The 25801-nt window shown below is 53.2% G+C and carries 26 protein-coding genes and 2 riboswitches; of the genes, 9 read left to right on the top strand and 17 right to left on the bottom strand.

What is annotated here, in order from left to right:
- Nucleotides 1-10: 10 nt before the first annotated feature.
- From Q3F21_RS09155 to Q3F21_RS09145, 3 genes are all read right to left on the bottom strand, one after another.
- On the bottom strand, nucleotides 11-1081 hold the full coding sequence (locus tag Q3F21_RS09155) for a M24 family metallopeptidase (protein ID WP_340251586.1): 1071 nt from the start codon (nucleotides 1079-1081) through the stop codon (nucleotides 11-13).
- Nucleotides 1082-1160: 79 nt separating this feature from the next.
- Nucleotides 1161-1601: a type II 3-dehydroquinate dehydratase gene (aroQ, locus tag Q3F21_RS09150; RefSeq protein WP_340251583.1), complete on the bottom strand. Its 441-nt coding sequence runs from the start codon at nucleotides 1599-1601 to the stop codon at nucleotides 1161-1163.
- A 97-nt stretch (nucleotides 1602-1698) separates the two neighbouring features.
- Nucleotides 1699-2199: a YqhR family membrane protein gene (locus Q3F21_RS09145; protein WP_340251580.1), complete on the bottom strand. Its 501-nt coding sequence runs from the start codon at nucleotides 2197-2199 to the stop codon at nucleotides 1699-1701.
- Between the two features lie 121 nt (nucleotides 2200-2320).
- On the opposite strand from Q3F21_RS09145, the gene Q3F21_RS09140 reads away from it, so the two are divergent.
- Nucleotides 2321-3271, top strand: a complete 951-nt coding sequence (locus tag Q3F21_RS09140) for a DUF1385 domain-containing protein (protein ID WP_425341234.1) — start codon at nucleotides 2321-2323, stop codon at nucleotides 3269-3271.
- A gap of 29 nt (nucleotides 3272-3300) precedes the next feature.
- A complete protein-coding gene (locus tag Q3F21_RS09135; RefSeq protein ID WP_340251574.1) occupies nucleotides 3301-3645 on the top strand; it encodes a hypothetical protein in 345 nt (114 codons plus the stop codon).
- Nucleotides 3646-3658: 13 nt separating this feature from the next.
- Here Q3F21_RS09135 and Q3F21_RS09130 read toward each other — a convergent pair whose 3' ends face one another.
- From Q3F21_RS09130 to Q3F21_RS09120, 3 genes are all read right to left on the bottom strand, one after another.
- The gene (locus Q3F21_RS09130; protein WP_340251571.1) at nucleotides 3659-4603 is read right to left on the bottom strand and encodes a patatin-like phospholipase family protein; all 945 of its coding nucleotides are present in this window, start codon (nucleotides 4601-4603) and stop codon (nucleotides 3659-3661) included.
- Nucleotides 4604-4723: 120 nt separating this feature from the next.
- A complete protein-coding gene (gene mntR, locus Q3F21_RS09125) occupies nucleotides 4724-5161 on the bottom strand; it encodes a transcriptional regulator MntR (protein WP_003387291.1) in 438 nt (145 codons plus the stop codon).
- A gap of 97 nt (nucleotides 5162-5258) precedes the next feature.
- Nucleotides 5259-5816 carry an NADPH-dependent FMN reductase gene (locus Q3F21_RS09120; RefSeq protein WP_340251568.1) on the bottom strand — a complete coding sequence of 186 codons (558 nt, stop codon included), beginning with the start codon at nucleotides 5814-5816 and terminating at the stop codon, nucleotides 5259-5261.
- Nucleotides 5817-5972: 156 nt separating this feature from the next.
- Between Q3F21_RS09120 and Q3F21_RS09115 the strand changes: the two genes are divergently transcribed.
- A complete protein-coding gene (locus Q3F21_RS09115; protein ID WP_340251565.1) occupies nucleotides 5973-6986 on the top strand; it encodes a hypothetical protein in 1014 nt (337 codons plus the stop codon).
- Between the two features lie 10 nt (nucleotides 6987-6996).
- Here the strand turns inward: Q3F21_RS09115 and Q3F21_RS09110 are convergent, their stop codons facing one another.
- Together Q3F21_RS09110 and Q3F21_RS09105 are read right to left on the bottom strand one after the other, a co-directional pair.
- Complete coding sequence (locus tag Q3F21_RS09110) at nucleotides 6997-7875, bottom strand: PAS domain S-box protein (RefSeq protein ID WP_340251563.1); 879 nt, start codon at nucleotides 7873-7875, stop codon at nucleotides 6997-6999.
- 264 nt (nucleotides 7876-8139) lie between these two features.
- On the bottom strand, nucleotides 8140-9414 hold the full coding sequence (locus tag Q3F21_RS09105) for a PA domain-containing protein (protein ID WP_340251561.1): 1275 nt from the start codon (nucleotides 9412-9414) through the stop codon (nucleotides 8140-8142).
- A 302-nt stretch (nucleotides 9415-9716) separates the two neighbouring features.
- Here Q3F21_RS09105 and dat point away from each other — a divergent pair, with 302 nt between their 5' ends.
- Nucleotides 9717-10568 (top strand): D-amino-acid transaminase, encoded by an 852-nt coding sequence (gene dat / locus Q3F21_RS09100; protein WP_340251559.1) that lies wholly within the window; start codon nucleotides 9717-9719, stop codon nucleotides 10566-10568.
- Between the two features lie 96 nt (nucleotides 10569-10664).
- Here the strand turns inward: dat and Q3F21_RS09095 are convergent, their stop codons facing one another.
- From Q3F21_RS09095 to gcvT, 4 genes are all read right to left on the bottom strand, one after another.
- A complete protein-coding gene (locus Q3F21_RS09095) occupies nucleotides 10665-11495 on the bottom strand; it encodes a biotin/lipoate A/B protein ligase family protein (protein ID WP_340251557.1) in 831 nt (276 codons plus the stop codon).
- A 112-nt stretch (nucleotides 11496-11607) separates the two neighbouring features.
- Nucleotides 11608-13074, bottom strand: coding sequence for an aminomethyl-transferring glycine dehydrogenase subunit GcvPB (gene gcvPB, locus Q3F21_RS09090; protein WP_340251554.1), 1467 nt, complete (start codon nucleotides 13072-13074; stop codon nucleotides 11608-11610).
- Nucleotides 13067-14416 carry an aminomethyl-transferring glycine dehydrogenase subunit GcvPA gene (gene gcvPA / locus Q3F21_RS09085; RefSeq protein ID WP_340251552.1) on the bottom strand — a complete coding sequence of 450 codons (1350 nt, stop codon included), beginning with the start codon at nucleotides 14414-14416 and terminating at the stop codon, nucleotides 13067-13069. The genes gcvPB and gcvPA overlap by 8 nt, the downstream gene beginning before the upstream one ends.
- A gap of 42 nt (nucleotides 14417-14458) precedes the next feature.
- Nucleotides 14459-15562, bottom strand: coding sequence for a glycine cleavage system aminomethyltransferase GcvT (gene gcvT / locus Q3F21_RS09080; protein WP_340251550.1), 1104 nt, complete (start codon nucleotides 15560-15562; stop codon nucleotides 14459-14461).
- Nucleotides 15563-15638: 76 nt separating this feature from the next.
- Nucleotides 15639-15756: riboswitch (glycine riboswitch) on the bottom strand.
- A riboswitch (glycine riboswitch) is annotated at nucleotides 15757-15850 on the bottom strand.
- A 222-nt stretch (nucleotides 15851-16072) separates the two neighbouring features.
- Between gcvT and Q3F21_RS09075 the strand changes: the two genes are divergently transcribed.
- The 3 genes from Q3F21_RS09075 to Q3F21_RS09065 all read left to right on the top strand — a co-directional run bounded on the left by Q3F21_RS09075 (nucleotide 16073) and on the right by Q3F21_RS09065 (nucleotide 20005).
- Nucleotides 16073-17776, top strand: coding sequence for a DEAD/DEAH box helicase (locus Q3F21_RS09075; RefSeq protein WP_340251547.1), 1704 nt, complete (start codon nucleotides 16073-16075; stop codon nucleotides 17774-17776).
- 38 nt (nucleotides 17777-17814) lie between these two features.
- Nucleotides 17815-18999, top strand: a complete 1185-nt coding sequence (locus Q3F21_RS09070) for a YqhG family protein (RefSeq protein WP_340251545.1) — start codon at nucleotides 17815-17817, stop codon at nucleotides 18997-18999.
- Nucleotides 19000-19111: 112 nt separating this feature from the next.
- Nucleotides 19112-20005 carry a hypothetical protein gene (locus Q3F21_RS09065; protein ID WP_340251543.1) on the top strand — a complete coding sequence of 298 codons (894 nt, stop codon included), beginning with the start codon at nucleotides 19112-19114 and terminating at the stop codon, nucleotides 20003-20005.
- A 52-nt stretch (nucleotides 20006-20057) separates the two neighbouring features.
- On the opposite strand, the gene Q3F21_RS09060 is transcribed toward Q3F21_RS09065, so the two are convergent.
- The 5 genes from Q3F21_RS09060 to Q3F21_RS09040 form a co-directional block, all read right to left on the bottom strand.
- Nucleotides 20058-20312 (bottom strand): YkuS family protein, encoded by a 255-nt coding sequence (locus tag Q3F21_RS09060; protein ID WP_340251540.1) that lies wholly within the window; start codon nucleotides 20310-20312, stop codon nucleotides 20058-20060.
- Between the two features lie 25 nt (nucleotides 20313-20337).
- On the bottom strand, nucleotides 20338-20499 hold the full coding sequence (locus Q3F21_RS09055; RefSeq protein ID WP_340251538.1) for a YqzE family protein: 162 nt from the start codon (nucleotides 20497-20499) through the stop codon (nucleotides 20338-20340).
- Nucleotides 20500-20564: 65 nt separating this feature from the next.
- Nucleotides 20565-21089, bottom strand: a complete 525-nt coding sequence (locus tag Q3F21_RS09050) for a shikimate kinase (RefSeq protein ID WP_340251536.1) — start codon at nucleotides 21087-21089, stop codon at nucleotides 20565-20567.
- Entirely contained in the window at nucleotides 21086-22957 is a 1872-nt protein-coding gene (locus Q3F21_RS09045; RefSeq protein ID WP_340251534.1) for a stalk domain-containing protein, read from the bottom strand. The genes Q3F21_RS09050 and Q3F21_RS09045 overlap by 4 nt, the downstream gene beginning before the upstream one ends.
- 153 nt (nucleotides 22958-23110) lie before the next feature.
- Nucleotides 23111-24073 (bottom strand): substrate-binding domain-containing protein, encoded by a 963-nt coding sequence (locus tag Q3F21_RS09040; protein WP_340251532.1) that lies wholly within the window; start codon nucleotides 24071-24073, stop codon nucleotides 23111-23113.
- Between the two features lie 160 nt (nucleotides 24074-24233).
- Here Q3F21_RS09040 and modA point away from each other — a divergent pair, with 160 nt between their 5' ends.
- Together modA and modB are read left to right on the top strand one after the other, a co-directional pair.
- Nucleotides 24234-25061, top strand: coding sequence for a molybdate ABC transporter substrate-binding protein (modA, locus tag Q3F21_RS09035; protein WP_340251530.1), 828 nt, complete (start codon nucleotides 24234-24236; stop codon nucleotides 25059-25061).
- 40 nt (nucleotides 25062-25101) lie between these two features.
- Entirely contained in the window at nucleotides 25102-25785 is a 684-nt protein-coding gene (gene modB, locus Q3F21_RS09030; RefSeq protein WP_340251528.1) for a molybdate ABC transporter permease subunit, read from the top strand.
- Nucleotides 25786-25801 lie beyond the last annotated feature (16 nt).

The raw sequence follows: 25801 nt of genomic DNA, 5'->3' as shown, positions 1-25801 counted from the left end.
ATAGTATAAATTAGACGGGCAAAATGAGCAACTCTTTCGTGGATCGAGTCAAGACATCATGACCATCCGCCGTAATCAATACGTCGTCCTCGATACGCACTCCACCCAAGCCGCTAATGTAAATGCCTGGTTCCATCGTGACCAGCATCCCCGGTTCGAGGATAAACGGGCTCGCTGTCGACAAGTTTGGCAGTTCATGCACATCCATGCCAAGTCCATGCCCCGCACTGTGCCCGTATGCATCTCCGTATCCGGCTGCCGTGATGATATCGCGGGTAACCGCATCGGCTTCTTTGCCGGAAATTCCCGGTTTCAACGCTTCTACGCCGGCGATCTGGGCCTTGAGGACGATATCGTAAATTTCTTTCATGCGAGGATTCGGTTCGCCTACAGAGACGGTCCGCGTAATATCGGAATTGTAGCCCTGATATGCCGCGCCAAAATCAAGCGTAACCATTTCGCCCGCTGCAATCACCTTTTCGCTCGCTCTGCCATGAGGCAAGGCTCCGCGGGGACCAGAAGCGACGATAATGTCAAACGCAGAAGCTGTTGCCCCCTGTTTTCTCATGAAAAACTCCAGCTCTAGCGCCACTTCGATTTCCGTCACGCCAGGCCTGATAAATCCGAGAATGTGCTCAAAGGCGTCTTCGGCGATTTTCACTGCCCGCCTGATGACCTGTACTTCAGACTCTTCCTTGTACATACGCAGCTTTTCCATGAAGCCGCTGGTCGGAACAAGATCGACACCTTCAAAGCTCTTGCTCCACTCGGAATACGTGCCGAACGACAGGCTGCTCTCAAAAGCAAGCCGTTTGACACCAGCCTTTTTCAGGACTTGAGCGATCGCTTCCAAGGGCCTTCGGTCATTGTTGACAACGGTGAAGAGCGGACACTCCTCCTGCGCTTGATCCACATAGCGAAAATCCGTTACCAAGAACGCTTCTTTTTCGGTGACAATGACCCATCCCGTCGAGCCGGTAAAACCGCTCAGGTACCGACGGTTCACCGTTTTTTCCGTAATCAGGGCGTCAGCCCCGATCTGAGCCAGGGCATCGCGCAATTTGTTCAGGCGGTTGTTCATTTTCCTCTCCCCTTCTTTTTTCTGCCGTTCAGCCGTTCATTTGCTGCTTGAACAGTACCGTTCACGTACTCTTGTCCGTTCACTTTTTCCCGATTTTGTTTGCCAGCGACCGCAGCGCCCATTCATAGCCGTCGATGCCAAGGCCGACGACCTGTCCGATGACCACAGGAGCGATGACGGAATGGTGCCGGAAAGATTCACGCGCGTGTACGTTCGAGATATGAACCTCAATCGTCGGCAATTCCACTGCAGCAATCGCATCCCGGATCGCATAGCTGTAATGGGTAAAAGCGCCCGGATTGAAGATGATGCCGTCATGCACGTCTTTCGCCTGGTGGATGGCATCAATCAGAACGCCTTCATGATTGGACTGGCAATGCTCGAGGCGGCCGTTCCACTCTCCCATTATCTTTTCGAGACGGGCGACGACGTCTTGAAGTGTCTCTTTTCCATACACGTCAGGCTCCCTTTGCCCCAGCAGATTCAGGTTTGGACCATTGAGCAACAGGATGGACAGCACGCTTCATTCCCCCCTTAAGACACTTCCGCATCCCTTTTTGTAAAAACATTTTTACTAGAGAATAATTTTACCATAAGGGAGAAGAGCTTGAATAGCTTCAAGCCTCATCGTACGCTTCCAGCGTGATGGTCATGCCCACGAACATGCCCAGGGAGAGAAACCAGGCGGCCTCCGTGCTGAGCGTCGCCACCTCCCAATTGCCCATGCGAAAGAAGAAGCCTGCCACCACAAGCAGAATCAGGCCGTAAAGCAGGCCGCTCCACCACATACGGCTCCTTTTGAATAGCACGGAGTAGATAAACACGCCGATCAGGCTTTCAAAAAACAGCATGATGGTCCCGAGGACGGTGGCGGGCCAGGATTCTTCGTCTCCCTCCGTAAGAAAGGGACGTGCATACGAGCCCAATCCGTAAGGCGTAAAGTTGAGGAAATGGGCGGCCAGCCGGAAAATCCCCCATATGATCGTTCCCCAAAAAGCAATTTCAACCAGCTTGGCAAAGGGCAGCGCCTTTGCTTTGCCGCGCTCATCGGCCCGGGCAGTCCTTTTTTCTTGCGTCAATCTACCCCGCAGGTAACCTCTCGTCTTTGTCAAGCCCATCGTAATCACCCCGTATCTAGTATGCGCCGAACCTATTATTTTCACTAATTGCTGACATTTTGCCGGGGGCCGGAACTGCCAGTAGCCTCCGAGCCTCGTTTCCGTTAGAATATGTATAAGGATGGTGATAGGATTGGCGCAACAAAACGTACCCAGCTACGGCGGTCAAGCCGTCATAGAAGGCGTGATGTTTGGCGGTAAACAGGTGACCGTCACAGCGATACGCAGAAAAAGTCAAGAGATTGAATACTTCGAAGCTCCGCGGAACGAGATCCCGTGGGTCAAAGTATTAAAGAAAATTCCTTTCCTTCGCGGGATTGTCGGCTTGGTGGAGGCGAGCGCCAACGGAGCAAAGCACCTGAATTTCGCCTCTGAACGATACAGCATGGAGTCCGGTGAAGAGGAGGCCTCGGCTGGCCCGTCCAAGCTGCAAATGATTCTGGGCGTGGCGGTCGTGGGCATCCTGTCGTTTCTTTTCGGGAAATTCGTATTCACCCTCGTGCCCGTATTCCTCGCCGACCTTCTGTTCGGAAAGTGGATCACAAATCAGTACGCGCAAAACATCCTGGAAGGCGTTATCAAGCTGATCCTGCTGTTGGGCTATATTACGGCAATCGCACAGGCCCCGATCATGAAACGGTTGTTCCAATACCACGGAGCAGAGCACAAGGTGATTAACGCCTATGAATCAGGGGTAGACTTAACCGTAGAGAATGTGCAAAAATTTTCCACCCTGCACTACCGTTGTGGAAGCAGCTTTTTAATCTTCACCGTGATCATCGGTGTCGTAATCTACTCATTTTTTAGCTATGACTCGCTTTGGGAGCGCGTCGTTCAACGGATCCTGCTCCTGCCTGTGGTTATAGGTGTATCCTATGAAGTCCTGCAGTTTACGAACAAATTACGGGATACGCCGGTATTGCGATTACTCGGTTATCCGGGATTGTGGCTGCAAAAAATCACAACACGGGAACCCGATGACAGCCAAGTGGAAGTGGCCATCGCAGCATTTCAGAAAATGCGCGAACGCGAACGCGAAATGACCAATCCAGGGTTGGTTTCCGCCGGTTAAGCATTTTGATAACGATGAGGTGAGGCGCAATGTTTCCCCGGATTCCCCCAATCATCTTGATCATCCTGTTGTTTGCTGCCTATGGACTGTTGGATCGGATCATTCAAAAGCCGCTGAACACGTTGATCATCATCGGACTGTCTGTATCGCTGTTTGTGGTGATCAGAAACTATTTGAAAAGCGGCAAGTTCCTTCCGGGAGCCCCCAAGCAGCAAAAGCAGGCAAAGCCCAAAACACCGGTTGCAAGAGCTCCGCTGAAAAAGAACACGCAACAAGCGCGGAAAAACCATCCGTTCCGGGTGATTGACGGAAACAAAGGCAAAGCGAAGGAGAATCAAGGCGACCAAGATCCTCACAATCATATTTCCCAATAAGAAAACAGGCTGCCTATACCAGGTGGCCTGTTTTGTCTGTAGGGGAGGTGTTTTTGCGAAATACCTCCACGTATTGTTCAAAGCTCCACTGTGCCAAAAAGCGGGTGGCGGCTTGGAAACCGGATTCGTACAATCGATTTCGCAGGTCTCTCGAGAGCTGGAACTGAGTAGTCCGTACCCCCAGCGTATTGATGAACACTGTGCGGACAGCCTGGGCACGATCGACATGCAGCCGATCATGGGCATCCAGCATGGTCACGATCAGCTGCCTGGTAAACGAGAACACGCCCCTGATGCGGTACGCCTCCCGGTCTACCTTGTTGTCATGCAGCCGAAAGCCAATCGTCGGCCAGCGCGGGACTCCTGGAACATCGAACAGCCAGACCGGATAGTTGCTCAAAAGAGCCCCATCCACAATCAAATGGGGTTCTCCCTCTCTCGTCAAGCGGGTTGGCTGAAAGAAGAACGGGATCGACGACGACATGCGGACAGCGCGGGCGATGGAAAAACGTCCCGGTTCAATATCGAAGGCGCTCAAATCCTCCGGCAGCACCAGCATCTTTCCTCCTGTAATATCCGAGGCGATGATGCGAAGCTTATCCTTCGGCAAATCCCCAAAAGTCCGAATTCCCTTTTGCCGGAGCAAATCATCGATAAACCTCTCCAGCCTGTCTGTCCGGTACATCCCCTCCCGAAAAGCCAATTCGTACAAAGGACCAATGATCGGCAGGCGCCCCATGCCCCTTCGTTCAAGAAAGAACAAATAGTCCAGCTTTTCGAAAATGGGACGCAGCTCCCTGCTCGTGTACCCGGCGCTGAGCAATGCCGCCACAATGGACCCGGCCGAAGTCCCCGCCAATCTTTCCCAAACAAAACCGTGCTCTTCCATTACCTGCAAGGCCCCAATAAAGGCGATTCCCTTTACTCCGCCTCCCTCAAACACCGCATCCGCTTTCATCCTGATCCCTCCCCGGATCTTCGCTGCTCCCTTTTATCAATATATAGTCCCGATGCTTGTCGAATGCGATCGGCCAACTCGCTGGCACACAAAAAACGCAAGCCCGAAGGCCTGCGTTTTCTAGGATAACTCTTCTTCTTTTTGTTCCTCTTCCTGCTGTATCCGGCGAAGATCCTCGACACGCTTCGGGTCTTCCTGAAAATAACGGACCAAATACTCAAAGCACGAGATCGACTCCCAGCTAAGATGGTGTTCGATACCTTCCACATCTTTATAGATATGTTCTTCGTCCACGCCGATCAGCCGCATGAACTCCTCCAGGAGACTGTGGCGATCGACAAGCCGCTTGCCAATTTTCTTTCCTTTCGGAGTAAGAATCAGACCACGATATTTCTCGTAGACGAGATACTTGTCTTTATCAAGCTTTTGAACCATTTTCGTGACAGAAGAGGGATGCACCTCCAACGCTTCCGCGATATCGGAGACACGAGCGTATCCTTTTTCCTCGATTAAACTGTATATACGTTCCAAATAGTCTTCCATGCTGGGAGTCGGCATATGTATCCCTCGTTTCCAAACGGTATTTCGGCATGGCAAAAAAAGCACGTAGCTTCATCATACCGTGGATTGAGGATGAGTTGCAAGGAAAAACTCTCTATTTGAGCTGTTTTTCCGCATTCTTCATAGATACGGTCTGTACGAGCTGACTGCCCAAGGTCTCCAACCGCTCCTGGAGACGCGGATCTTTCAGGTTTCCATCAGAATCAAAAGCGTTGTATGCACTGGGAACACTTGGACTCGTCGGCAATGGCCAGGCATGCAAATTTCTCATGATCAGGTGCAGCGTGTTTACCGTATTGGTCGCTCCCATGCTGCCTCCGGCTACTCCCAGGAGAGCGACCGGCTTATCCTTTAGAAAACGAGCTTCGAGAAAATCGAGGGCATTTTTCAATGCTCCGCTGACGGTACCGTGGTACTCCGGAGAAGCGATGATCAATCCGTCGGCTTCCGTCACCTTGCGGACAAATCGATGTACGGTTTCTGGATACGTAGAGTCGTCATCTCTTACGTCGTAAATAGGCATCGGCCATTCTGCCAGATGGATCAGCTCAGTGTCAGCTCCCGCTTTTTGTGCGGCTGCAAGTACGATCGCGACTGCTTTTTTTGTCGTGGAATCCGGATTCATGCTTCCGGAAATGCCGAGAATTTTCATTATTTTTCACCTCATACGCTATTATAGCTGATTACTGTCAGTATACCCAACATATTGCACATAGTAAATAATTATGTTTATTTATTTGCTTGTTGTTCTGAACAAGCCCCCATTCCACATACACTTGTACTAAGGTTGGGAAAAGGATGATGCTCGATGGACAGAGGTTCCTGGCGAATCGCCGTTCTATTTGCAGCTGCTGCACTTGGCGGAACATACTTGGGGGGATCTGACAGCCTGCGATTTTTTGCATATTTCGGCTCGTGGGGAACACTGGGCATCTTTTTCGTCAGCGGGGGATTGGCATGGCTCGGCTGCCGCATCCTGACACTCAGCTATCAGCTCGGCTTCCGCTCGGTCCATGACCTATTGCGTTACTGGTTTGGCGAAAAGACAGCCCCGGGTTTGTCCGTGCTGCTGCATCTGCTCCTGCTGGCCTGGACAGGTACGTCGCTCGGCGAAGCGGCATTCCTTTTACACAACGGCAGCGCTGCCTTGATTTTTGCCCTCGTTCCGGTCCTTGTTGCCGCTTTTCTTTTGGGAAAGGGCTGGCCGGCATTCATCCGCGGACTGGCAGTGTTCATCTCGCTTGGACTATTCATGATCGCCTCAGCCTATATCGAACAGAGGCATATCGACATCCCTTCGCTCACGTATCAGTTCAACCTCCAGTGGCTGCTTCATTCGGTCTATTATTTTTCTCTTCACCTGATCTTGATTCTGGTCATCTGCCTCCCATTGGCTTCACGGGCATCCCGTGTTCACTCCATTACGTACGGGGCCGCCCTTGGCAGTCTTCTCTTTTTCCTCGTGACGCTGCTGGCGCAAGGGGTCTTGCTCGGCTACTGGCATGATATCCACTCTGCTTCGCTCCCGCTGCAAAGCGTGCTCGCGTCTGTTTTGCCCGGCGGAAAATGGTTGCATGCTCTGACAATGCTCGGCCACTCCGGGATCGTGCTTGGAGCATTGGTATACGCGCTTGCTTCCCCCGTTTCCGTGCGTTACGACATCAGCCAGACAGCCTTGTTCGTCGTGATGATGATCACGGTCGCCATCTTCGCTTTCCTTGAAGTCGTTTGGCAAAGCGTCGGATTTGCCATTGCGAGCGCCACCACCTACTTCGGACTTTTTCTGGCGGCATGGCTTGTCTGGAAACTGAACAAAACGTAAAAGCCCTGGACTAGACTGCATCCAGGGCTTCATCCTTCAATCGGTATACAGGGGCCGCAGACAGTGCCGGCAGGATCACTTCCACTGTCGTTCCCTGCTTTGGCTTGCTGTGTACTCTGATGCTGCCGCCATGTTCTTCAATGATTTTGTAAGTCACCATCAAACCTAGTCCTGTTCCGTTTTGCTTCGTTGTAAAAAACGGTTCTCCCAGCTTTGGAATGCGAGCAGGCTCAATACCATAGCCTGTATCGCGGGTTACGACCAAAGCGCCAATAAGCCGGCCCGATTCGTCTACAATCGGCTTCGTCCGCGTTTCCAGATGAACCCAATGACCTTGCTTGTGCTTGAAGCGATATTGGAGCGTAATCAGCTCGCTTTTGGTCTGTATCTTTTGCCAGGCATGGCGAACCGGCTCCAAATCATCTGGATGCACCAGCTCAATCCGGTTGTACAGCTCGCTGTAACTTTCATATGGATATCCCAGTGCTGTTTCATGGGAAAGAGAAGCGTAGGCGATTGTGCCGTCTTGCAGGTAAATACAGATCATGTCCGTCATATTTTCCGTGATCAAGCGATACTTTGCTTCCTTCTGCTTTAATCGCTGTTCCACTTTCTTTTGTTCCGTAATGTCCCGGGCACTCCTCGCGATGCCGATCACCTGCCCGCTATCCGAGTAGATCGGACTTAAGGACAGGGAAATGCGGAGGAGACGTCCATCCTTGTGATAGCGGACCGTCTCAAGGCCGATAAATAAATACGTGCCCACCACAAAACCCGACCAAAGCAAAGCCATGCCCCACAGCTCGCGCGCTTCGTGATGCTGGACAAGCCATACAGCAGTGATCGCCAACCAAACGAGAGGTGCGAACCCATACATGACAATGAGCAAGATACCAATTCATTTCATCCGTACCTCCATGATTTCGATCTCGTAAATCGTTGGGCGAGGCGATGAGCTTATAAGCATGTGTTCGACACTGCAAATCAAATTGCCTGAGTATTCGTAAAAGTTATACTCTGTCGCTCCAATTGTTGCCTTCTATACTAATCGACAGATTACTCCTTTTTTTGACAAAAAAACCTTCTGCGCGTGGCAAAAGGCATTTTGACTGTTCATTTTCCGATGCAGAATGTACTCTTTTCCACGGGGGACTCAAATCGGATAAGGTCCACTACTTGCATCTGTAACCGTTGAAATCGCGTCAGCCACGGTTTGCGCTGCTTCCTCCAACTTTTGCGGATCTTTCTTTTTCTGATTCTCGTCCTTGCCATTCTTTGCAGCAGCTGCCCGAACCAGTTGCACCGTACTCGGTATCTTGGCCTGAGCGATCCGTGCCAGGCGGTTCCGAACCTTTTCCGGAGCCGCAGGGGAAAAGCTCGCACCTTTTGCCTCCAACAAGTCCGCTGCCAGATTGCGCTTGCCATTAGACGTATACAGCGTCAGCTCTCCCTCGCCTTGTCTCACATTTCCGAGATAGATCAAGGCAGCGATTTTGGCTCTTTCTGTCTCCGGCAGAGATCGCAGATAATCATCAAGTCCTCTCTCTCCGTCGGAAGCAGCCCCAAGACTGACAAAACGCACTTCCGTATCGCGGGCTTGCCCCGTCAGCAGGCGTGCGGTTTCCAGCAGCACGGCAGTCCCGGAAGCGTCATTTTCCTCCTGTTTGCCGAGGGATGCGTCGTGATGTGCGGCCACCAGGACGATCTGCCCGGTATTTCCGTTATTCGGTTTTAACTCTGCAGTGAGGTTGTACGAGGTTTTCTTCAGGATCGAAGCGCCTGAGACCTTCAATCTGGCTGTCAGCTTCCCGCCTTTTTGCAGCTGCTGTCCCAACTGCTCTCCTTCACTCTCGGAGATGGCCAGGACCGGCACGTATATGTCAAGCGGGCCGCCTAGCGATACCTTGGGCGCATTTGCTCCCTGGATCAAAATTGCCCCTTTGGCCCCTGCTGCCGCCGCATACCGCACCTTTTCCCCCTCTGGTATTCCACCGGGATGAATGACGACTATCTTGCCGTCGGCATCTTCTTTGGCAAATTCCTCCGGAGTTCCTGTTCCAACATCGAGAACGGCTCCCGCCGCCTCACCGGCGGAGCCAAACAAAACGCTGCGAGGAGCCCATTTTTTCCCGCTGATCTCCGTGATCTGCAAGGAGATCTGCTTCGGTTCGGAATAAACGTAAAAGGAAAAAGGCAGCAGCTTCGGCTGATAGCCGTAAATACGCAGCCATTCCTCAATGTAAACAACAGCTTGAAACTCCGACTCTGTTGCTGTTATTCGCGGGGATGACGACAGTTTCTCCACGTGACTGAGGAGGCGGTCCGGGTCCGCTTGCCCTCCGACGACGGCAGCTGTCACTCCTGACAAGGGTATCAACGATCCACAAGCAACGAAGACAGTGATCAACCATTTCACTCCGGCTCTCATCGCATTCTCCTTTCCAAACCGCTTGTTTTTATTATGTGCGGCTATTTGGGAACACGTCTAGTCAGAATAGTCCGTCAAATAAAGCTACCGGACGCCATCTGACGACAGACGCAACTCGTTTGTGACAAGTTTCTCCTCCTTTCATTTTCAAATTGACCCTCGTCCCAGTATTTGTTAAGGTTGACTCATACATCACCTGGCGCTGATTTTGCGAAGCGGCGGCGGGGGCTGTGCGTTTGCAGCTGGCAAGTTCAAACGAAAAAAGACATAATATTTGTGTAACCGGAGAAGGAGGATTCACCATGTTTTACGTGGATGGCAAATGGGTTCAGGCAGACGAGCTGACTGTTCACCCGGAAGACCGCGGCTACAATTTTGGTGACGGCGTTTACGAAGTGGTTCGCATTTACAAAGGGAAGATGTACCAATGGGAAGGACATTTGACCAGGCTGTTTAGGAGCGCTCGCGAAATCATGCTGGATCTGCCTTGGACCGCTGAGGAGCTGTCGGCGGTCGCCGAGGAGCTGCTCGCGAAAAACAACATTACATCCGCAGACGATGCCACCCTGTACCTGCAGGTGACCCGCGGTGTGTCTCCACGTGTACACGATATACCAAAAGGCATTCGCCCTGTTATCATGGGCTTTGTACGCCGCAAGGAACGCCCGTTGGCCGATATGAAAAAGGGACTGAGCGCTCAGCTGGTTGAGGATATCCGCTGGCTCCGCTGCGACATCAAGACATTGAACCTGCTCGGAGCCGTCATGGTCAAGCAGTACGCCAAAGACGCGGGGGCACAGGAATCGATCCTGCACCGCGACGGCATCGTGACCGAGTGCAGCGCAGCCAACGTGTTTGTCGTAAAAGACAACGAGCTGTACACGCACCCTGCAAACCACCTGATTCTGAACGGCATCACCCGCCTGGACGTCATCGCGCTGGCAAAGGCCAACGGCATCAAAGTTCATGAGGAGCCGTTCACAGTCGACTTCCTGAAGCAGGCTGACGAAGTCTTTGCAACCGGAACGACTGTCGAGGTCATGCCGATTATTTCCGTTGACGGACAGGCCGTAGGTAGCGGAAAGATCGGACCTGTTGTAGAAAGGCTGCAACAGCTGTTTGAAGAGCATATCTACGCAAATGCATTGGTCTAATGAAAAAATGGCTCTCGCAGGAGTTGTGCTCCTGGAGAGCCTTCTTTTGTTCGTTCTTTCTTTTTTCGTTCTTTCTTTGTCCGTTCGGCTTTGGCGCTACCGGCGCAGGTTCCACTCCTCAGTCGAGTAGCGCGTAGCGGCCAGCTCTTCTGCCAGCGCCCTCTCCTCCGCCGTCAATTCACTGTTCACCAGCTCCACTTTCAAACCAGTGGCAAAGCCGTCGCGAAATGCCTGCATCGCTTCCTGCAGCGATATCGGCCTTGGGCTCACCTCGTTGATCGTCACCGCTTTTTTCCGGAAGCTCTCCATCATGCGTTCCTTCAGTCGGTCGGAAGAGAAGTGGAGCAAGGAGAACAATAGCTCGACATCCATGTCCAGCAAAATGGAACCATGCTGAAGGATGACGCCCTTTTGTCTGGTCTGTGCGCTTCCTGCCACCTTTTTTCCTTCCACCACCAATTCGTGCCAGGAAGGCGAATCAAAACAGGCGGATGAACCGGGCGAGCTGTATTTTTCCTTCTCTTCCTCGCTTGCCAGCGAAACCATTTCCGCAGCTAAGCCTAGATTCTGGAAACCGTGAAGCAGTCCTAGACTGATTACCTTGTACGCCTCTGTAACGCTGGTCGGCATCTCCGGGTGGCTTTCCGACACGACTACACTGTATGTCAGCTCTTTGTCGTGCAGGACTGCCCGTCCGCCTGTAGCACGCCGGACAAATCCGATGCCCTTCTGATGAACGAGCTCCAGGTTGATTTCCTTGGCTGCCTTTTGAAAATATCCAATCGACAAGGTTGCCGGGTCCCATGTATAAAACCGGACGGTCGGAGGGACCTTTCCCTCGCTGTGAAGCTGCAGGATCGCCTCATCTACTGCCATATTCATTGTCGGGGACATCCCCTCGGTCACGATAAATCGCCATTGTTCCATGCTGCGATCGACCTCCTCTCAACCTCTTCATTGTACTTCTCCAAAAGTCGGCTCGACAACCGTCCTGCATGCAAAAAGGCCGCCGAAAGATTCGGCAGCCTCGTCTGCGGTCTTATTCCGGTTGGTAGCGAAGCACCGGCTTGCGGGCTGCTGTCGCTTCATCCAATCGTTTCACGATCGTCGTATGGGGAGCTTCCTGGACGATTTCCGGTGTTTCTTCGCACTCGCGAGCGATTTGCAGCATCACGTCGATAAACTCGTCGAGCGTTTCTTTGGACTCCGTCTCGGTCGGCTCGATCATCAGACATTCGTCCACGATCAACGGGAAGTAGACAGTCGGCGGATGGAAGCCGAAGTCGAGCAAGCGTTTGGCGATATCCAGCGTGCGAACGCCGAGCTTCTTCTGACGGACGCCGGACAGGACAAACTCATGCTTGCACACGCGATCATATGGCAGCTCGTATGCCTGGGCCAGCTTGCGCATCATGTAGTTCGCGTTCAGCACCGCGTTTTGCGACACCTGCAAGAGACCCTCCGGTCCCATGGAACGGATGTAGGAATACGCGCGAACCAGGATTCCGAAGTTGCCGTGGTATCCTTTTACGCGGCCGATCGATTGGGGACGGTCGTTGTCCCAATAGAAGGTGCCGTCCGCCTTTTTGCCCACGATCGGAGCCGGCATGAACGGTTCCAGGATCTTTTTCACGCCGACAGGGCCAGCACCGGGTCCGCCGCCTCCATGCGGGCCGGTAAACGTCTTGTGCAAATTCAGGTGGACGACGTCGAAGCCCATGTCTCCCGGGCGAGCGATGCCGAGGATGGCGTTGGCGTTGGCGCCATCGTAGTAGAGAAGGCCGCCAGCGTCGTGAACGATCTTCGCCATCTCCACGATGTCCTCTTCAAACAATCCGAGCGTGTTCGGGTTGGTCAGCATCAAAGCTGCCGTGTCTGGCCCGACCGCCTGGCGCAGCGCTTCAATGTCGACCAGTCCGCGGTCGTCGGACGGAATCGTTACGGTCTCCAGTCCCGCCACCGCCGCAGAGGCCGGATTCGTTCCGTGCGCGGAGTTTGGCACGATTACCTTTGTCCGCCCATGTTCCCCGCGGCTTTCGTGATAGGCGCGGATCATCAAAAGTCCGGTCCATTCACCTGCTGCCCCTGCTGCCGGCTGCAGTGTGACCGCATCCATGCCTGTAATTTCCGCCAGTTCGTTTTGCAGGTTATACAACAGTTCCAGCGCACCTTGCACAGACTCTCCCGGCTGGTACGGATGGGTTTGGGCGAAGCCGGCGTAACGTGCGACGTCTTCGTTGATTTTCGGGTTGTACTTCATCGTGCAGGAGCCGAGCGGATAAAAGCCGTTGTCAATCCCGTGATTTCTGCGGGACAGTTCGGTGTAGTGACGAACCAGCTGCAGTTCGGATACCTCCGGCAGCTCCGCGGGCGTTTCGCGGATCAGGTGCTTCGGCAAAAGATCGGTGACCTCTACCTCCGGAACATCCAGCGCCGGGAGATTGTACCCTACGCGACCAGGCTTGCTCAATTCAAAGATCAAAGCTTTTTCTTTGTCGTTATGCACGAGTGATCGCCTCCAATTCCAGCGCAAGGTTGTCAATTTCTGCTTTTGTTCTCAATTCTGTGACGGCGAGCAGCATGTGGCCAGAAAGCTCAGGATAATCGACGCCGAGGTCGTAACCGCCGATCATTCCCTTTTTCAGCAGCTCTTTGTTCACTTCAGATACATCTTTGTTCAATTTCACTACAAATTCATTGAAAGTAGGCGCACCGCCTACGATTCCCAGTCCTTTTGCGGCCAACGCCTTCTTGGCGTAATGCGCTTTTTGCAGATTGAGCATGGCGATTTCCTGCACGCCCTGTTTTCCGTACGCGCTCATCGCGATTGAGGCCGCCAGTGCCAAGAGCGCCTGGTTGGAGCAGATGTTGGATGTTGCCTTTTCCCGGCGAATATGCTGTTCGCGCGCTTGCAGAGTCAAGACAAAGCCACGCTTGCCGTTTTCGTCTTTTGTCTGTCCGACGATCCGGCCCGGCATTTTGCGCATCAGCTTGGAGGTCGTGGCCAAATATCCGCAGTGCGGTCCGCCGAACGATGCGAAAATTCCGAATGGCTGCATGTCGCCGACAACGATGTCTGCCCCCAAACGTCCCGGAGCTTCCAGCACGCCGAGCGAGAGCGGATTGGAGGAAACGATCATGAGCGCCCCTTTTCCATGTGCAATCGGCTCGATGGAGGACAAATCTTCCACATGGCCGAAGAAGTTCGGGTACTGAACGATGACGGCAGCCGTCTGGTCGTCAACGAGCGCTTCCAATGCCGCCGTGTCGGTTACATTGTCCCTCAGGTCTACTTCCACGACTTCTACGCCTTGTCCGTACGCGTATGTTTTCAAAACGCTGCGCGCTTCCGGATGGACGGAACGGGAAACCACGACCTTGCCCTTGTTGGTGTGTCCAGCTGCCATCATCGCTGCTTCTGCCAAAGAAGTGGCACCGTCGTACATCGAGGAGTTGGCTACTTCCATCCCCGTCATTTCGCAAACCATCGTCTGAAACTCGAAAATAGCCTGCAGTTCGCCCTGGCTGATCTCCGGCTGGTACGGGGTATATGCGGTAAAGAATTCACCGCGGAGCAGCATGTGGTTTACCACGCTAGGAATGTGGTGCTGGTACACACCCGCTCCCAGGAAGTTCACATGTGTGCTGAAGTTGGCGTTTTTGTTTGCGAGCGCGGAAAAGTATTGGACCAGCTCCGGTTCCGACAGAGCCTCGGGAATTTGCAGGGAACCCTTGAAAAGAACTTCTTCCGGAATGTCAGCGAACAGTTCCTCCACCCGGGAAATGCCCAGGGTGTCCAACATCTCGCGTTTATCCTGATCGGTTTGAGGCAGGTAACGGTATTTCACGAACGTTGTCCTCCTTGTTTATCGGATCTTGGATTGGATGCCTTACTGTTTGGGGCGTTTGTAGAACGGAGTGGCTGCGACGACAGCCTTCAGCCGCTTGCCGCGAATTTCTACCTCCAGCTCAGTGCCCAGAGCTGCGTGTTCGGCTTTGATCAATGCAAGGCCCACGTTCTTTTTCAACGTCGGAGACTGGGTACCCGTCGTGACCTCGCCGATCTGCTCATCACCGATAAAAACAGGGTAATGAGTCCGCGGAATGCCGCGGTCGATCATTTCAATTCCCACCAGCTTGCGAGGGGCGCCGTTTTCCTTTTGCGCCTTGAGCGCTTCCTGACCGATAAACGGCACTTCTTTGTCTACCTTGACTGCAAAGCCGATGCCAGCTTCGATCGGCGAGATGTCTTTGCTGAGCTCTTGACCGTAAAGCGGCAGTTTCGCTTCAAAGCGAAGCGTGTCTCGCGCGCCGAGGCCGCATGGGATCAACCCTTCCTGCTGCCCAGCTTCGAGGAGGCGGTCCCAGAGCTGGATCGCTTTGCCGCTGTCCAGGTAAATCTCGAATCCGTCTTCTCCGGTATAGCCGGTGCGCGAGACGAGGGTCGGAATGCCGTCGATCGCAACATCCCGTTTGAACCGGAAGACGCCGATTTCCGACAAATCCGTTTCTGTCAGCTTCTGCAGAATCGATTCCGCAAGAGGCCCCTGGATGGCAAGCTGAGCCGTCTGGGGCGAAATATTTTCGATCGCGACGCCCTCGGTGAGATGCTCCTGCATCCAAGCGAAGTCCTTGTCGATATTTCCCGCGTTAATCACCAGCAGATAGTGATCGTCGGCGTATTTGTAGACGAGAAGGTCGTCCACTGTGCCTCCGTCCGGATAGCAGAACACGCTGTACTGGGCTTGGCCCGCTTCCAGCTTGGAGAGGTCGTTGGTGGTCAGCTTCTGCAGGTAGAGATAAGCTCCCTCCCCTTTTACCTCGACTTCTCCCATGTGGGAAACGTCAAACAAGCCTGCTTTGGTCCGCACCGCTTCATGCTCCAGCGCGATGCTGGAAAATTGCACGGGCAGATCCCATCCGCCGAAATCGATTGTCTTCGCCCCGTATTTTTCGTAAACAGGGAACAGCGGCGTGCGCTTCAGTGTCGTCATTTCTGGCACCTCCTGTTTTTTCCATGCAAAAAAGGACAGAACATGAAGAAATGAATACGCCAAAAAAAGCGCCCATTTCTCCTCCTCTGTCCTTGGTACCTGAGAGTTGCCTCGCTTGTGCGAGCCGTTTCATCCGGCATCGCTTGCGCAAGTTTCCCCTTTGGTGGCTCCCGTAGAAGCTCTCTCCAGAGATGCGTCCAGTAGAGGTACTTTTGCCTGAGAGATTCACCGTTTCCGGCTTGCTCCTTCGGCGCTGCCTTACAAGCAGTCTCTCCCTGCTACCATCATTCGCGGTGGATACTGGGTGATACATAAATGTTCCTGATACATTCCATACTAGTTAAATGAACTCCTTCTTTATCCTACCACGTGAGCGCATTCTTGAAAATATGCAAATTGCGAATTAACTCCCAAAATCGCTAACAAAATTATTATTTAAAAGAATAACGTTCACTATTTATTGATAGAAAGGCTCTTTTCATGACAAAATCCCAAAGCGGAGGTAGTCATATGCCGAACATTCCAGTTTCCTTCGATACCGATTGGATGGATTTGCTACATGAGCGGATGAAGCAGGACGGTCCCTGGGACAAATGGGAGCTGTTCCAGCTTACTTTGGAAGCCGAAAAGGCGATGGCTATCCGGGAGTTCGACCAGCTCCAGTGCTTGCAATATCTGCCTACCCTCCAACCGTTTCCCCATCAGCTGCAGACGGCTGAGCGCGTCTTAAACGAAATGCGGGGCCGTGCGATTCTCGCCGACGAGGTGGGCTTGGGCAAAACGATTGAAGCCGGGCTGATCATGAAAGAATACATGATCCGCGGGCTGGCGAAAAAAATCTTGATCCTCGTGCCCGCATCTCTGGTGATTCAGTGGACGAAAGAATTGAATCAGAAGTTCGGGATACCCGCTGTCGCCCAAAAGAAGGAGTACATGTGGCGGCAATACGACGTCGTCGTAGCCTCGATCGATACGGCCAAACGCGATCCTCACCGGCGGCACGTGCTTGGAATCGATTACGACATGCTGATCATTGACGAAGCCCATAAACTGAAGAACAAAAAGACGCGAAACTACCAGTTCGTCAAGGAGATCCGCAAAAAATACTGTCTGCTCCTGACAGCCACGCCTATTCAAAACGAGATGGATGAGCTCTACAATCTGATCAACCTGTTGAAGCCCGGCCACCTCGGCCATACTTCCAGCTTCTCGACCACTTACGTGGAGGGCAAACGGCAAGCCAAAAACAACGAGCAGCTCAGGTGCGAGCTGGACAAAGTGATGATTCGGAACAGAAGAAGCGACGGCGGTGTGCATTTTACGAGCAGACGCGTTCAGTCCATCCCGATCGAGCTTTCCCCGGAGGAGGCCGCCCTGTACGAGGGGGTTACCCGCTTCGTCAAGGAACAGTACCACACCGGTTCAGGCGGCTATAATTCACTGGCCCTCATCACGCTGCAACGCGAGGTATGCTCCAGCCGCGAAGCCGCTTTTCTCACCCTCTACAACATGCATCAGCGGGCGGCAGAAGACTCCCCAGTCCGGGCGGAAATACTTGAGCTCGTAGAGATGATCAAGAGAATCGAGACGCACTCGAAGGCAGCCAAAACAGTCGAGCTCATTCAGCAAATCGACGACAAGGTGATTATCTTTACCGAGTACAGGGCAACGCAAAATTATTTGCAGAAATACTTGCATGATCACGGCATCACCTCTGTGCCGTTTCGCGGAGGATTCAAGCGGAGCAAGAAGGACTGGATGACCGAGCTGTTCCAAAATCGGGCGCAGGTTTTGATCGCCACGGAAGCAGGCGGCGAAGGGATCAACCTGCAGTTCTGCAATCAGGTGATCAACTACGATATGCCCTGGAATCCGATGCGGGTCGAGCAGCGGATCGGCCGCGTGCATCGCCTGGGTCAGCAGCGGGATGTGCACATTTACAACTTGTCTACGACAGGAACGATCGAAGAGCATATTCTGCAGCTCCTCTACGAAAAAATCGATCTGTTCGAAATGGTGATCGGCGAGCTGGATGACATCGTCGAACGGCTGAATTTCAAACAATCGCTGGAAGAAAATCTGATCCGCATCATCATGGACTCTTCATCGGAAAAAGAGATGGCTCTCAAGCTGGACAATATGGGCCAAGCGATCCGCGCCATGCGATTGGCGGGACGATCCGGAGGGCCGCTGCCGGAAACAGCCGAACAGTAAATGTCATCCGCATCCTGAAGGTCTGGAGGGATTCCTCGATGAACCAGCAGCACGTCCGCAAATACGTTGAGCAGTACTTGGCCGCCTTTTCTTCGCACATCATGGAGACGCATCCCGATTTTTTGACGGTCAAGCTGCCAGTCGAAGTAGACAAGGATATCGGCAACCGCCCCTTTTATTGGAGCTGGGTTGAAAAGATGAACCTGCCCTATCAGCCGCTGGTGCTGACCTTTTGCTTCGATGCCGACCGAATGCCCAGCGACAGGCGGGCAGAGCATCTCCATCTGGGAGCAGCCCGGCTGCAGCAAATCTTTCAGTCGACGCGCAAACATGGCAGCTTTGTCTGCATGTATGAAACACTCCCGCAAAGCGGCGGCCGGCTCCCCAACCGCCGCTCTGTTCCGCTTGTCCCCTGGCTCGGGGTAAACTGGAAGATCTCCTTCATTTGCGACAAAAAGCGTGATCTCATCCTGCATTTCGGGGTCAATTTACACCAGCCGCAAATCGTGCACGATTTTTATCCGTTCCTTTTGCAGCGTTCCCTTGCGCCGTCCATCCCGGATTACCACTACACACTCGATCGCCGCATCACAATCAGCCAAGGGTTTGCTATGATGGAGGCAGAGATTCATCGCATACTGGCTGATACAGACCAGACTTGGGCAATCGCAGCGAAGCAGCGCCTGGAGGAGGAGCTGCAAATTCTGGAAGCGTATTACCGCGAGCTGGAAGAGAGGCAGAGCAGCGGTACCGGTGAAGGGAACGAGTCTAAAGAAGACTCGGAAACGGGAAGAGACAAACTTCAGCACGATGATCTCCCGGAAACCGCCAATGGAGAAAACAGCGGTCCAGAACGAATAACGTCCGCTGCAAGTGCAGCGATGGAAAGCACGTCCGCCCGTCCCTCCCCGCCAAAAGAAGATGGACAGCAGATGCCTGTGAATCAGCAGCAAGCCACCCCTTCCTTGGAGGAACATCGTTTGGCAGGGGGAAGAATTCTTGACTTTCTACGGGCCAACAGCTTTCAGGAGACGCCCCGCGAACAGATCGACCAGGGTGACTGGGTAGCCAGTACCCCCGCAGAGGAAAAGCAGCGGCGCATGGAAGAGATGCGCTGGCAGTACGAGCCGAGAGTATCGGTTCAATTCATCAACGGCGGGCTTTTTTATCTGCAATCCGCCCCGCTTGAAGCCAAGCCGCCCGGCGAGCGGCGAAAAATGTAAAAGGACAGCGAGAAATTACGAACAGCAGGAGACAATAACCAACAAATCTTTTCGGCCATACTGGTTACAATAGGTACCATAGAAAGCCTTTCCACAAAGGTGGTGCTTGTTTGTGACTAAAAGAACCTCGGTTTCCCGCTCCCTGTGTTTTGCGTTGCTGCTCGCGGTGGCATTCTGCTTGCCCGGGCAGACAGCCGTTCTGGCAGAGGAAGGGCAATGGGATCAACGTTTTCAAACACAAATTGGTGAATGGAAAAATAGCATTGTCGGACAAGACCCTCAGTTTGCAAACTGGCGGGATGCCCGCATCGATGTCCAAACGCTGGGAGCCAATCAGCACCAGTGGCTTGTCAGCTTGACACAAGGCAGCAAACAAGTGGGATATATGGTCGTGGGAGAAGTCCCTTCTACTGAAAGCAAACCGACCTTCGTTCTGCTCGAATACGGGCTTGGCGAGTACATTTTGTTCGACGATACGTTTGCTCCGCGCGAAATAGCGGCCGAACCGGTGTACGACGGCTTCGCCTCGCACTGGCTGGTCTCGCTCCCAAAAGAACAGCAGGTGGTCGACGCCAAGACGGGCGAGCGGTATCTCAGTACGACCCGTGCGGAAGCACCCGTCATTTTCAGCTTGCAAGAGCAGGATTTGGCTGTGCCCGGACAGAAGCTTGTGGCCGCTCGCATCATCCATGCGGAAGAAGTCAATCCATTTGACAATATCAGCTGGTTTGCTCCGCTTGTCCAGGCTCAAGCTCCCGAGAGGGCGGTAACATGGGAGGATCTATGGCAAAAGAAAGCCGAGGATATCACGCTGGCTGTCAGCTTGTACCACTCCGAGGTGCTCTCCCCTTTCTCGGTCGGATCTTTGCACATGTGGAATGAGAATAAATCGTACATCGGCGTATGGGATGAAGGCCTCCGTTTCCTTCCTTACGCCTATGCCAACAAGGTCGGAAAATTTCATATTCGGAAGCCTGCATCCGAAAAAAGCTCTCTGTCGGAATAATCCGCAGAGAGCTTTTCAACGTGTTCTGATCTTGCAGCTGAACGCCAGATGGTCAGCGATGTTCCGTAGGCGACAGCCTGACATGCACCGCGTGAAATACTTCCTGCGGGGTCATGCCCGCTGCGTTGATAACGGGTGCCCCGGAGATTGTCTTGCTCTGGTCATTCAGCACATTGACATCCTGTCCGGTAATGACGATGGCATCCACTGTATTTTGCCAGTTTCCCAGATCAACGACCTGGTACCCATTGTCACGAAGCATCTTGGAGATTTGGGTAAGGGAGCCCTCCACAGCTACTCTCGCCATTTGCTTTCCTCCGTTTGGATCAAGGTTACTTGCGCCACAGAAGCTTGATTGACATCGGAATCGCCCCGAACCAGCGCGCAGACCAAGACTCTCTTGGGGGCTTGTTCAGCCGCCGCTCCGTTTTCGGCGTTTCCACGTACCGGACAAACAGTCTGGTGACATATTTCAGGTATTCTTGAAACGACATCGCACGTGCCTCCTTCGTACGCGCGGATCGCTCCGTTAGCGAAAAAAGAAGAGCGCTTCCTTTCTCTAGTCTTTCCCGATGAGCCCCTTTTCAACCATCGCCCGGCGGATTTCGGCTGCTATGTCAGCGACTGCTTTTCCGGTCGTATCGATCTGGACCGGTGCGAATGCGTATGCATCCCTGCGCTGTTCAAGCAATGTTTTTACCCGCGCGGCCACTCCACCGGCCAAAAGCGGACGGTTTTGGTCGTTCTGCAATCGCCGCACCAGTTCCTCTTCCGTAGCAGTCAGGGCGACGACCAGCCCTCCCTTGAGCATTTTCTCCACATTTTCCGCTCGCAGAACAGCCCCGCCTCCAGTCGTCAGCACCAGCCCCTGCTGCTCGAGAAGCTCGGCGAGCACGGCTGCTTCCATATCGCGAAAGAACACTTCGCCCTTATGCTCAAAGAGCTGCGGGATCGTACAGCCCGCACGCTCGACAATCGCGTCGTCCAGATCCCGATGAATCATGCCCAGCTGCTCGGACAGAGCGGCTCCGACCGTTGTCTTGCCCGTTCCCATAAATCCGACGAGAATCAGATTGCTTCTCATAGCCTGCCTCCCCCACCAGTTTTTCCGGATGGTACCTGCAATTTTACCGTCCTGGACTTCTCGTCCAAATCCGCCTCGCTGCCCAGCACCTGTTCAAAAAAGGCGAGCGGAGCCAATGCTCGTCCCTTGATTTCGATCATCGGCTTCCCGAAATCAACCTTCTTCCCGTCCAGCTCGGCGTATGTACTTTTTTCCTTGATCCAGATGGTTCGTCCGTACCCTTTTATCTCGATCGCCGCTTTCTCCTCCAACCAGTCGACGCGATAACCGAGCTTTTCTGCAACGTCTCGCAGCGGCAAATACGCGGTCTGGCCAGTCATCCTCGATGGTACCTCGGGATAGTAGCTGAGGCCCTCGACAACCGTGGTCAAATAAGGAATCAATGTTACGGGTGCAAAAGGCTCGTTGTTGTGCTTCTCAATATTTGGAACGAAATACCGAGCTTCCCCCTGCAAAACCTGTCCCAACGCCTGATCCAAATGAGCCGGTCCGATGATGCTGCCGTGGTAGGTGCGCTGCACTCGCTGCAAGAAGCGTCTGTACGCATCATCCCCCACCTGTTGCCGGAGATTCTCGAACAAGAGCGCTCCTCTGGAATACCAGGTCCAGTGAAACTCGTCTTGCGTGGCAAACTGATGGAGCTCTTTGCTCAGCTTTCCGTATGGATACTTCTGCGAAAGGCGGTCGACATCCCGCCTGTAATCAGCCAGCAAGGATTCCGCTTTCGCTGCGCCATGCCGAGCCCGCTGATAGTGGACCACACTGTGTTCCACGAGCCCTTCATCAACCCAACCGTAACGGGCTTCCAGCGTTGCCACGCTGTTGTACCACCAGAGATGGGCAATCTCATGAGGCAGCCAGTGATCGATCAGGCTGTTTTGCTGCAGGTCCCTTTTGAAAATCGCCAAGTTGGCGTATTCCATGGCATAGGTCGTGCCCGTGCTCGTCTCGGCGATGGCCACCCGCTGGTACGGAAGGGGCCCGTACCACTCGGAATAGGTCGGAATGACGGATTCGGCGATCGTCTTGATCCGGGCGATGTTGCGTTTGTCAACCGAGGCAATATCTACGGTCAGGTTTGGTGGAAACGTAACGGTCTCGATCTGGTACAAAGGACTTCCTACCAAGTTGAAATTCAGCACGTTATTTCCCTGGTAACGGACTTCCTGCCTGTTTCCTTCCACAGCCTTGGATTCGCCGAGCCCGAGCGTGCTCACCCATTTGTAGCCTTGCGGAGAGATGAACGAAACATCGTAATCTCCGTAATGATAGACAAATGGGTCTCCAAAGTTGATGCGCTGCGGCGGTTCATACCACTGTCCGCTCTGATCCTGGGCGCCCAGCATCGGATACCAGGTGGTCAGCGTCCAGATATCATCCTTTACTCCAAATCTCGTGCCGCGGCGCGGAACCGGGTTTTCAAACTGGATGGTCAGCGTTCCTCTCTTCTCTGGTCCAAGCGGATTTGCCAGCTGAACAACCGCCTGGCGCCTGTTAAAAGGAAGAGACTTGTCCTTGTAACGGATGGAGGTTATCGACATCGGACTCCATTTGTAATCGTATAGGAACAGCCGAACATCCCTCGTTCCCGGATTGTCAAAATCAAGCGTGACGGTTCCCTTGATTTTTGCTTCCGAGGCGTGCAGCTCGGCCCGTATTCGGTAGAAAGGCTTCAAATCTCTCACAAGAGACGGAACCGGCGGATCATAGGAAAAAGGGTCAACGCCGGTTTCCTGTTTTGCCTCCGGTTTGTCCAATGCGGATAACCATGTAGAAACAGTCTGCCAATTGAGAACCACCGCTGCTGAAGCAAACGGGATCAATATGGCTAAACAAATTAACAAGCTTGTTTTATGCAAAGGTTTCATGCCAGCCCCCAACTTTTGAGCGACAAGCGTCTATTTTTATCCTGTTATTGTATCAAATAACGATTGAACTGAGTAGAAATTTGCTGAACTGTGCAGAAATCTGCAGACAATTGTTTCCAAGCCTGGTGTTCGCCTGCCGCATCAGCTCGCTTCTCACCAGGTCTCATACAAAATCTTCCCGGTATCCGCCAAATCGTAGCCTCCGATGGTAGCCAACTCATTTTGAAATTCTTCGGAAAGCAAAATTTCACGGACGTACCGGATCAGCTCTTTATTTTCATCCGTTTTTTGTATCACCAGGTCATATCGTTCTTGGATGACCGGAAGAAACTCAACCCCGACCAGCTGCCCCGCTTTTTCAATGCCTACGCCGATGTCCGCTTCTCCCCTTGCGACAGCCCCGGCAACGGCGAGGTGGTTCCCTTCCTCACGCTCAAACCCTGCCACTTCATGACCCATGATGCCGCGTTGTCGGAACTGCTCTTCGACCAATGTGCGAATCCCGGAGCCCTTCTCGCGATTGACCATGCGAACCCCCGCTCTGCGGAAGTCTTCCCACGCCGACAGCTTCTTCGGGTTGCCAGGCTGGACGTAAAAACCCGCCCAACGCGAAAGCATGTTGATGACGAGAAAGCGATGGCCGCTCAACATTCGCCGCACATACGGGATGTTGTATTCTCCCGTGTCGCCGTCGTACAGGTGGGTGCTGACGATATCTGCCTCCCCTTTGTACATCGCCCACAAGCTGTTGATGCTGCCTACGTAAGAACGGAGCGGCCGAATGCTGTTGCTGCGTTTTTCCAAATAATTGGCCAGTATGTCCAAACTTACATCCTGACCGCTGATAATGACGGAGCGCATTTGACTGTGCTGGGCATTCACATGGGATGTACCGAACGGAGCGCCGCCTGTTTGCACGGGGTACGGCTGCACGCCGCGATATTCTCCCTTGGCCCGGTTTTTGTAGGCTTCCAGATCGGACGCATCCACGCGCATTTGCCTGCCCACGCGGTAGGCAGGCAGCTCCCCTTTTTTGATCAAGTCATAAACGGTCAGCTTGGATATCCGCAGCAGTTTAGCAATTTCTTCCGTCGTGTATGAATTATCGTGAGTCATGTCTGCCCCCCGTGTTTCGTCCCTCTTATTCCTATCGTCGTACTTACTATTTTCGTTTAACTTTTTGAAATTCGCAATTGATTATCAAATACATTTCCATATAATCTAGTTATAACTAGTTATATTTAATTATAACTAAATATGAATCGGAGGTTCCTTCATGTATCCGCATTTCAAGAAACATCTCTCAACACTGCTGTTTGTATTTCTTTTGCTGCTGACCGCCGGATGTTCCACGCAGACCGCGCAGCCGCAAACGCAACAACCGGAGACTGCTGCCCCATCAACCGAAAAACCGCCTCAAGTCGAGCTGACCGTCTCTGCCGCCGCCAGCTTGACGGACGCATTAAACGAAATAAAGCCACTGTTTGAACAAGAGCATCCCGGCGTCACCCTTACATACGTGATGGGCAGCTCTGGCAAGCTTGCCACCCAGATCGAGCAAGGAGCGCCAGCCGATGTGTTCCTGTCTGCCAGCAAGAAGGACATGGACAGGCTGGAAGAGAAACAATTGATAGCAAAAGACTCCCGCACCGATTTTGCCAAAAACACATTGGTGCTGGTTGTCGGAAAAGAGAGCACGCTTTCCGTCGCTTCTTTTGAAGACCTCTCCAAGGAGGAAATCAAACACCTGGCAGTCGGCCAACCGGACAGCGTTCCCGCCGGACGCTATGCCAAGGAAGCGCTGGAACATCTGAAACTGTGGGAGCCGCTCACAGACCGGCTTGTATTCGGAAGCGACGTACGCCAGGTGCTGACTTTCGTCGAATCGGGGAACGCCGAAGCCGGTATCGTCTACGCGAGCGATGCCGCCATTTCGGAAAAAGTAAAAGTCGCGGCCACCGCAAATGAGGAATGGCATAAGCCGATCGTCTACCCCGGCGCAGTCATCTCCTCCACGAAGCAAGCCGAGCTTGCCCAAGATTTCATCGCCTACCTGGGCAGTGAAAAAGGAAAAGAAATTTTGCAGAAATACGGCTTTCAGTAATCGATGATCCAGATTTTCAGCTAAAGGAGATGGACGGTACGTGGATTCCAATTTGACACCCTTGCTTCTCTCTTTGAAAGTGGCCGCCATCTCCACTTCTGTTGTTTTTGTTACCGGCTTGTTGATGGCACGTCTCTTGACGCAAAAAGATTTCTGGGGAAAGCACTTTCTGGAGTCGCTCATCCTGCTGCCGATCGTCCTCCCGCCGACCGTTGTCGGATTTGGACTGCTGCTCGCATTCGGGAAAAACGGCTTTCTCGGCCAACTGCTCAACGATATGTTCGGAATACAGGTGGTCTTTACCCTGACCGGAGCCGTGATCGCCTCGATCGTCGTCTCTTTTCCCTTGATGTATCAGAGCGCCCAGGCCGCTTTTTCAGGTATCGATCGCCGCTTTGAAGACGCCGCTCGGACGATGGGCTCTTCCGAGTGGCGCGTCTTTTGGACCATCTCTTTCCCGCTCGCCTGGCCCGGGCTCTTGGCGGGGCTTGTCCTCTCCTTTGCAAGAGGTCTCGGTGAGTTTGGCGCGACGCTCATGCTGGCCGGATACATTCCGGGAAAAACAGACACCATCCCCGTAGCGATTTACTTTGCGGTAGAAGCCGGGCAAATGGACAAGGCGATGTTCTGGGTGATTGTCATCGTCGCACTGGGCATGGGCACGACTGTCTGGCTGAATTGGTGGAGCCGCCGAAGCTTGCGCCGTTTTGCCAACACGAAGTGATGAGAGAGGGATCGAA

This window comes from Brevibacillus borstelensis (assembly GCF_037834415.1).
Lineage (GTDB): Bacteria > Bacillota > Bacilli > Brevibacillales > Brevibacillaceae > Brevibacillus > Brevibacillus borstelensis_A.
This window is presented reverse-complemented; position numbering and strand designations above follow the sequence as displayed.

Bases quoted from the DNA above. Each gene is read 5' to 3' on its own strand.
- Q3F21_RS09155 (WP_340251586.1), bottom strand. From the start codon at position 1,081: ATGAACAACCGCCTGAACAAATTGCGCGATGCCCTGGCTCAGATCGGG.
- Q3F21_RS09145 (WP_340251580.1), bottom strand. From the start codon at position 2,199: ATGGGCTTGACAAAGACGAGAGGTTACCTGCGGGGTAGATTGACGCAA.
- Q3F21_RS09140 (WP_425341234.1), top strand. From the start codon at position 2,321: ATGGTGATAGGATTGGCGCAACAAAACGTACCCAGCTACGGCGGTCAA.
- Q3F21_RS09135 (WP_340251574.1), top strand. From the start codon at position 3,301: ATGTTTCCCCGGATTCCCCCAATCATCTTGATCATCCTGTTGTTTGCT.
- Q3F21_RS09130 (WP_340251571.1), bottom strand. From the start codon at position 4,603: ATGAAAGCGGATGCGGTGTTTGAGGGAGGCGGAGTAAAGGGAATCGCC.
- mntR (WP_003387291.1), bottom strand. From the start codon at position 5,161: ATGCCGACTCCCAGCATGGAAGACTATTTGGAACGTATATACAGTTTA.
- Q3F21_RS09120 (WP_340251568.1), bottom strand. From the start codon at position 5,816: ATGAAAATTCTCGGCATTTCCGGAAGCATGAATCCGGATTCCACGACA.
- Q3F21_RS09115 (WP_340251565.1), top strand. From the start codon at position 5,973: ATGGACAGAGGTTCCTGGCGAATCGCCGTTCTATTTGCAGCTGCTGCA.
- Q3F21_RS09105 (WP_340251561.1), bottom strand. From the start codon at position 9,414: ATGAGAGCCGGAGTGAAATGGTTGATCACTGTCTTCGTTGCTTGTGGA.
- dat (WP_340251559.1), top strand. From the start codon at position 9,717: ATGTTTTACGTGGATGGCAAATGGGTTCAGGCAGACGAGCTGACTGTT.
- Q3F21_RS09095 (WP_340251557.1), bottom strand. From the start codon at position 11,495: ATGGAACAATGGCGATTTATCGTGACCGAGGGGATGTCCCCGACAATG.
- gcvT (WP_340251550.1), bottom strand. From the start codon at position 15,562: ATGACGACACTGAAGCGCACGCCGCTGTTCCCTGTTTACGAAAAATAC.
- Q3F21_RS09075 (WP_340251547.1), top strand. From the start codon at position 16,073: ATGCCGAACATTCCAGTTTCCTTCGATACCGATTGGATGGATTTGCTA.
- Q3F21_RS09070 (WP_340251545.1), top strand. From the start codon at position 17,815: ATGAACCAGCAGCACGTCCGCAAATACGTTGAGCAGTACTTGGCCGCC.
- Q3F21_RS09060 (WP_340251540.1), bottom strand. From the start codon at position 20,312: ATGGCGAGAGTAGCTGTGGAGGGCTCCCTTACCCAAATCTCCAAGATG.
- Q3F21_RS09055 (WP_340251538.1), bottom strand. From the start codon at position 20,499: ATGTCGTTTCAAGAATACCTGAAATATGTCACCAGACTGTTTGTCCGG.
- Q3F21_RS09050 (WP_340251536.1), bottom strand. From the start codon at position 21,089: ATGAGAAGCAATCTGATTCTCGTCGGATTTATGGGAACGGGCAAGACA.
- Q3F21_RS09045 (WP_340251534.1), bottom strand. From the start codon at position 22,957: ATGAAACCTTTGCATAAAACAAGCTTGTTAATTTGTTTAGCCATATTG.
- Q3F21_RS09040 (WP_340251532.1), bottom strand. From the start codon at position 24,073: ATGACTCACGATAATTCATACACGACGGAAGAAATTGCTAAACTGCTG.
- modA (WP_340251530.1), top strand. From the start codon at position 24,234: ATGTATCCGCATTTCAAGAAACATCTCTCAACACTGCTGTTTGTATTT.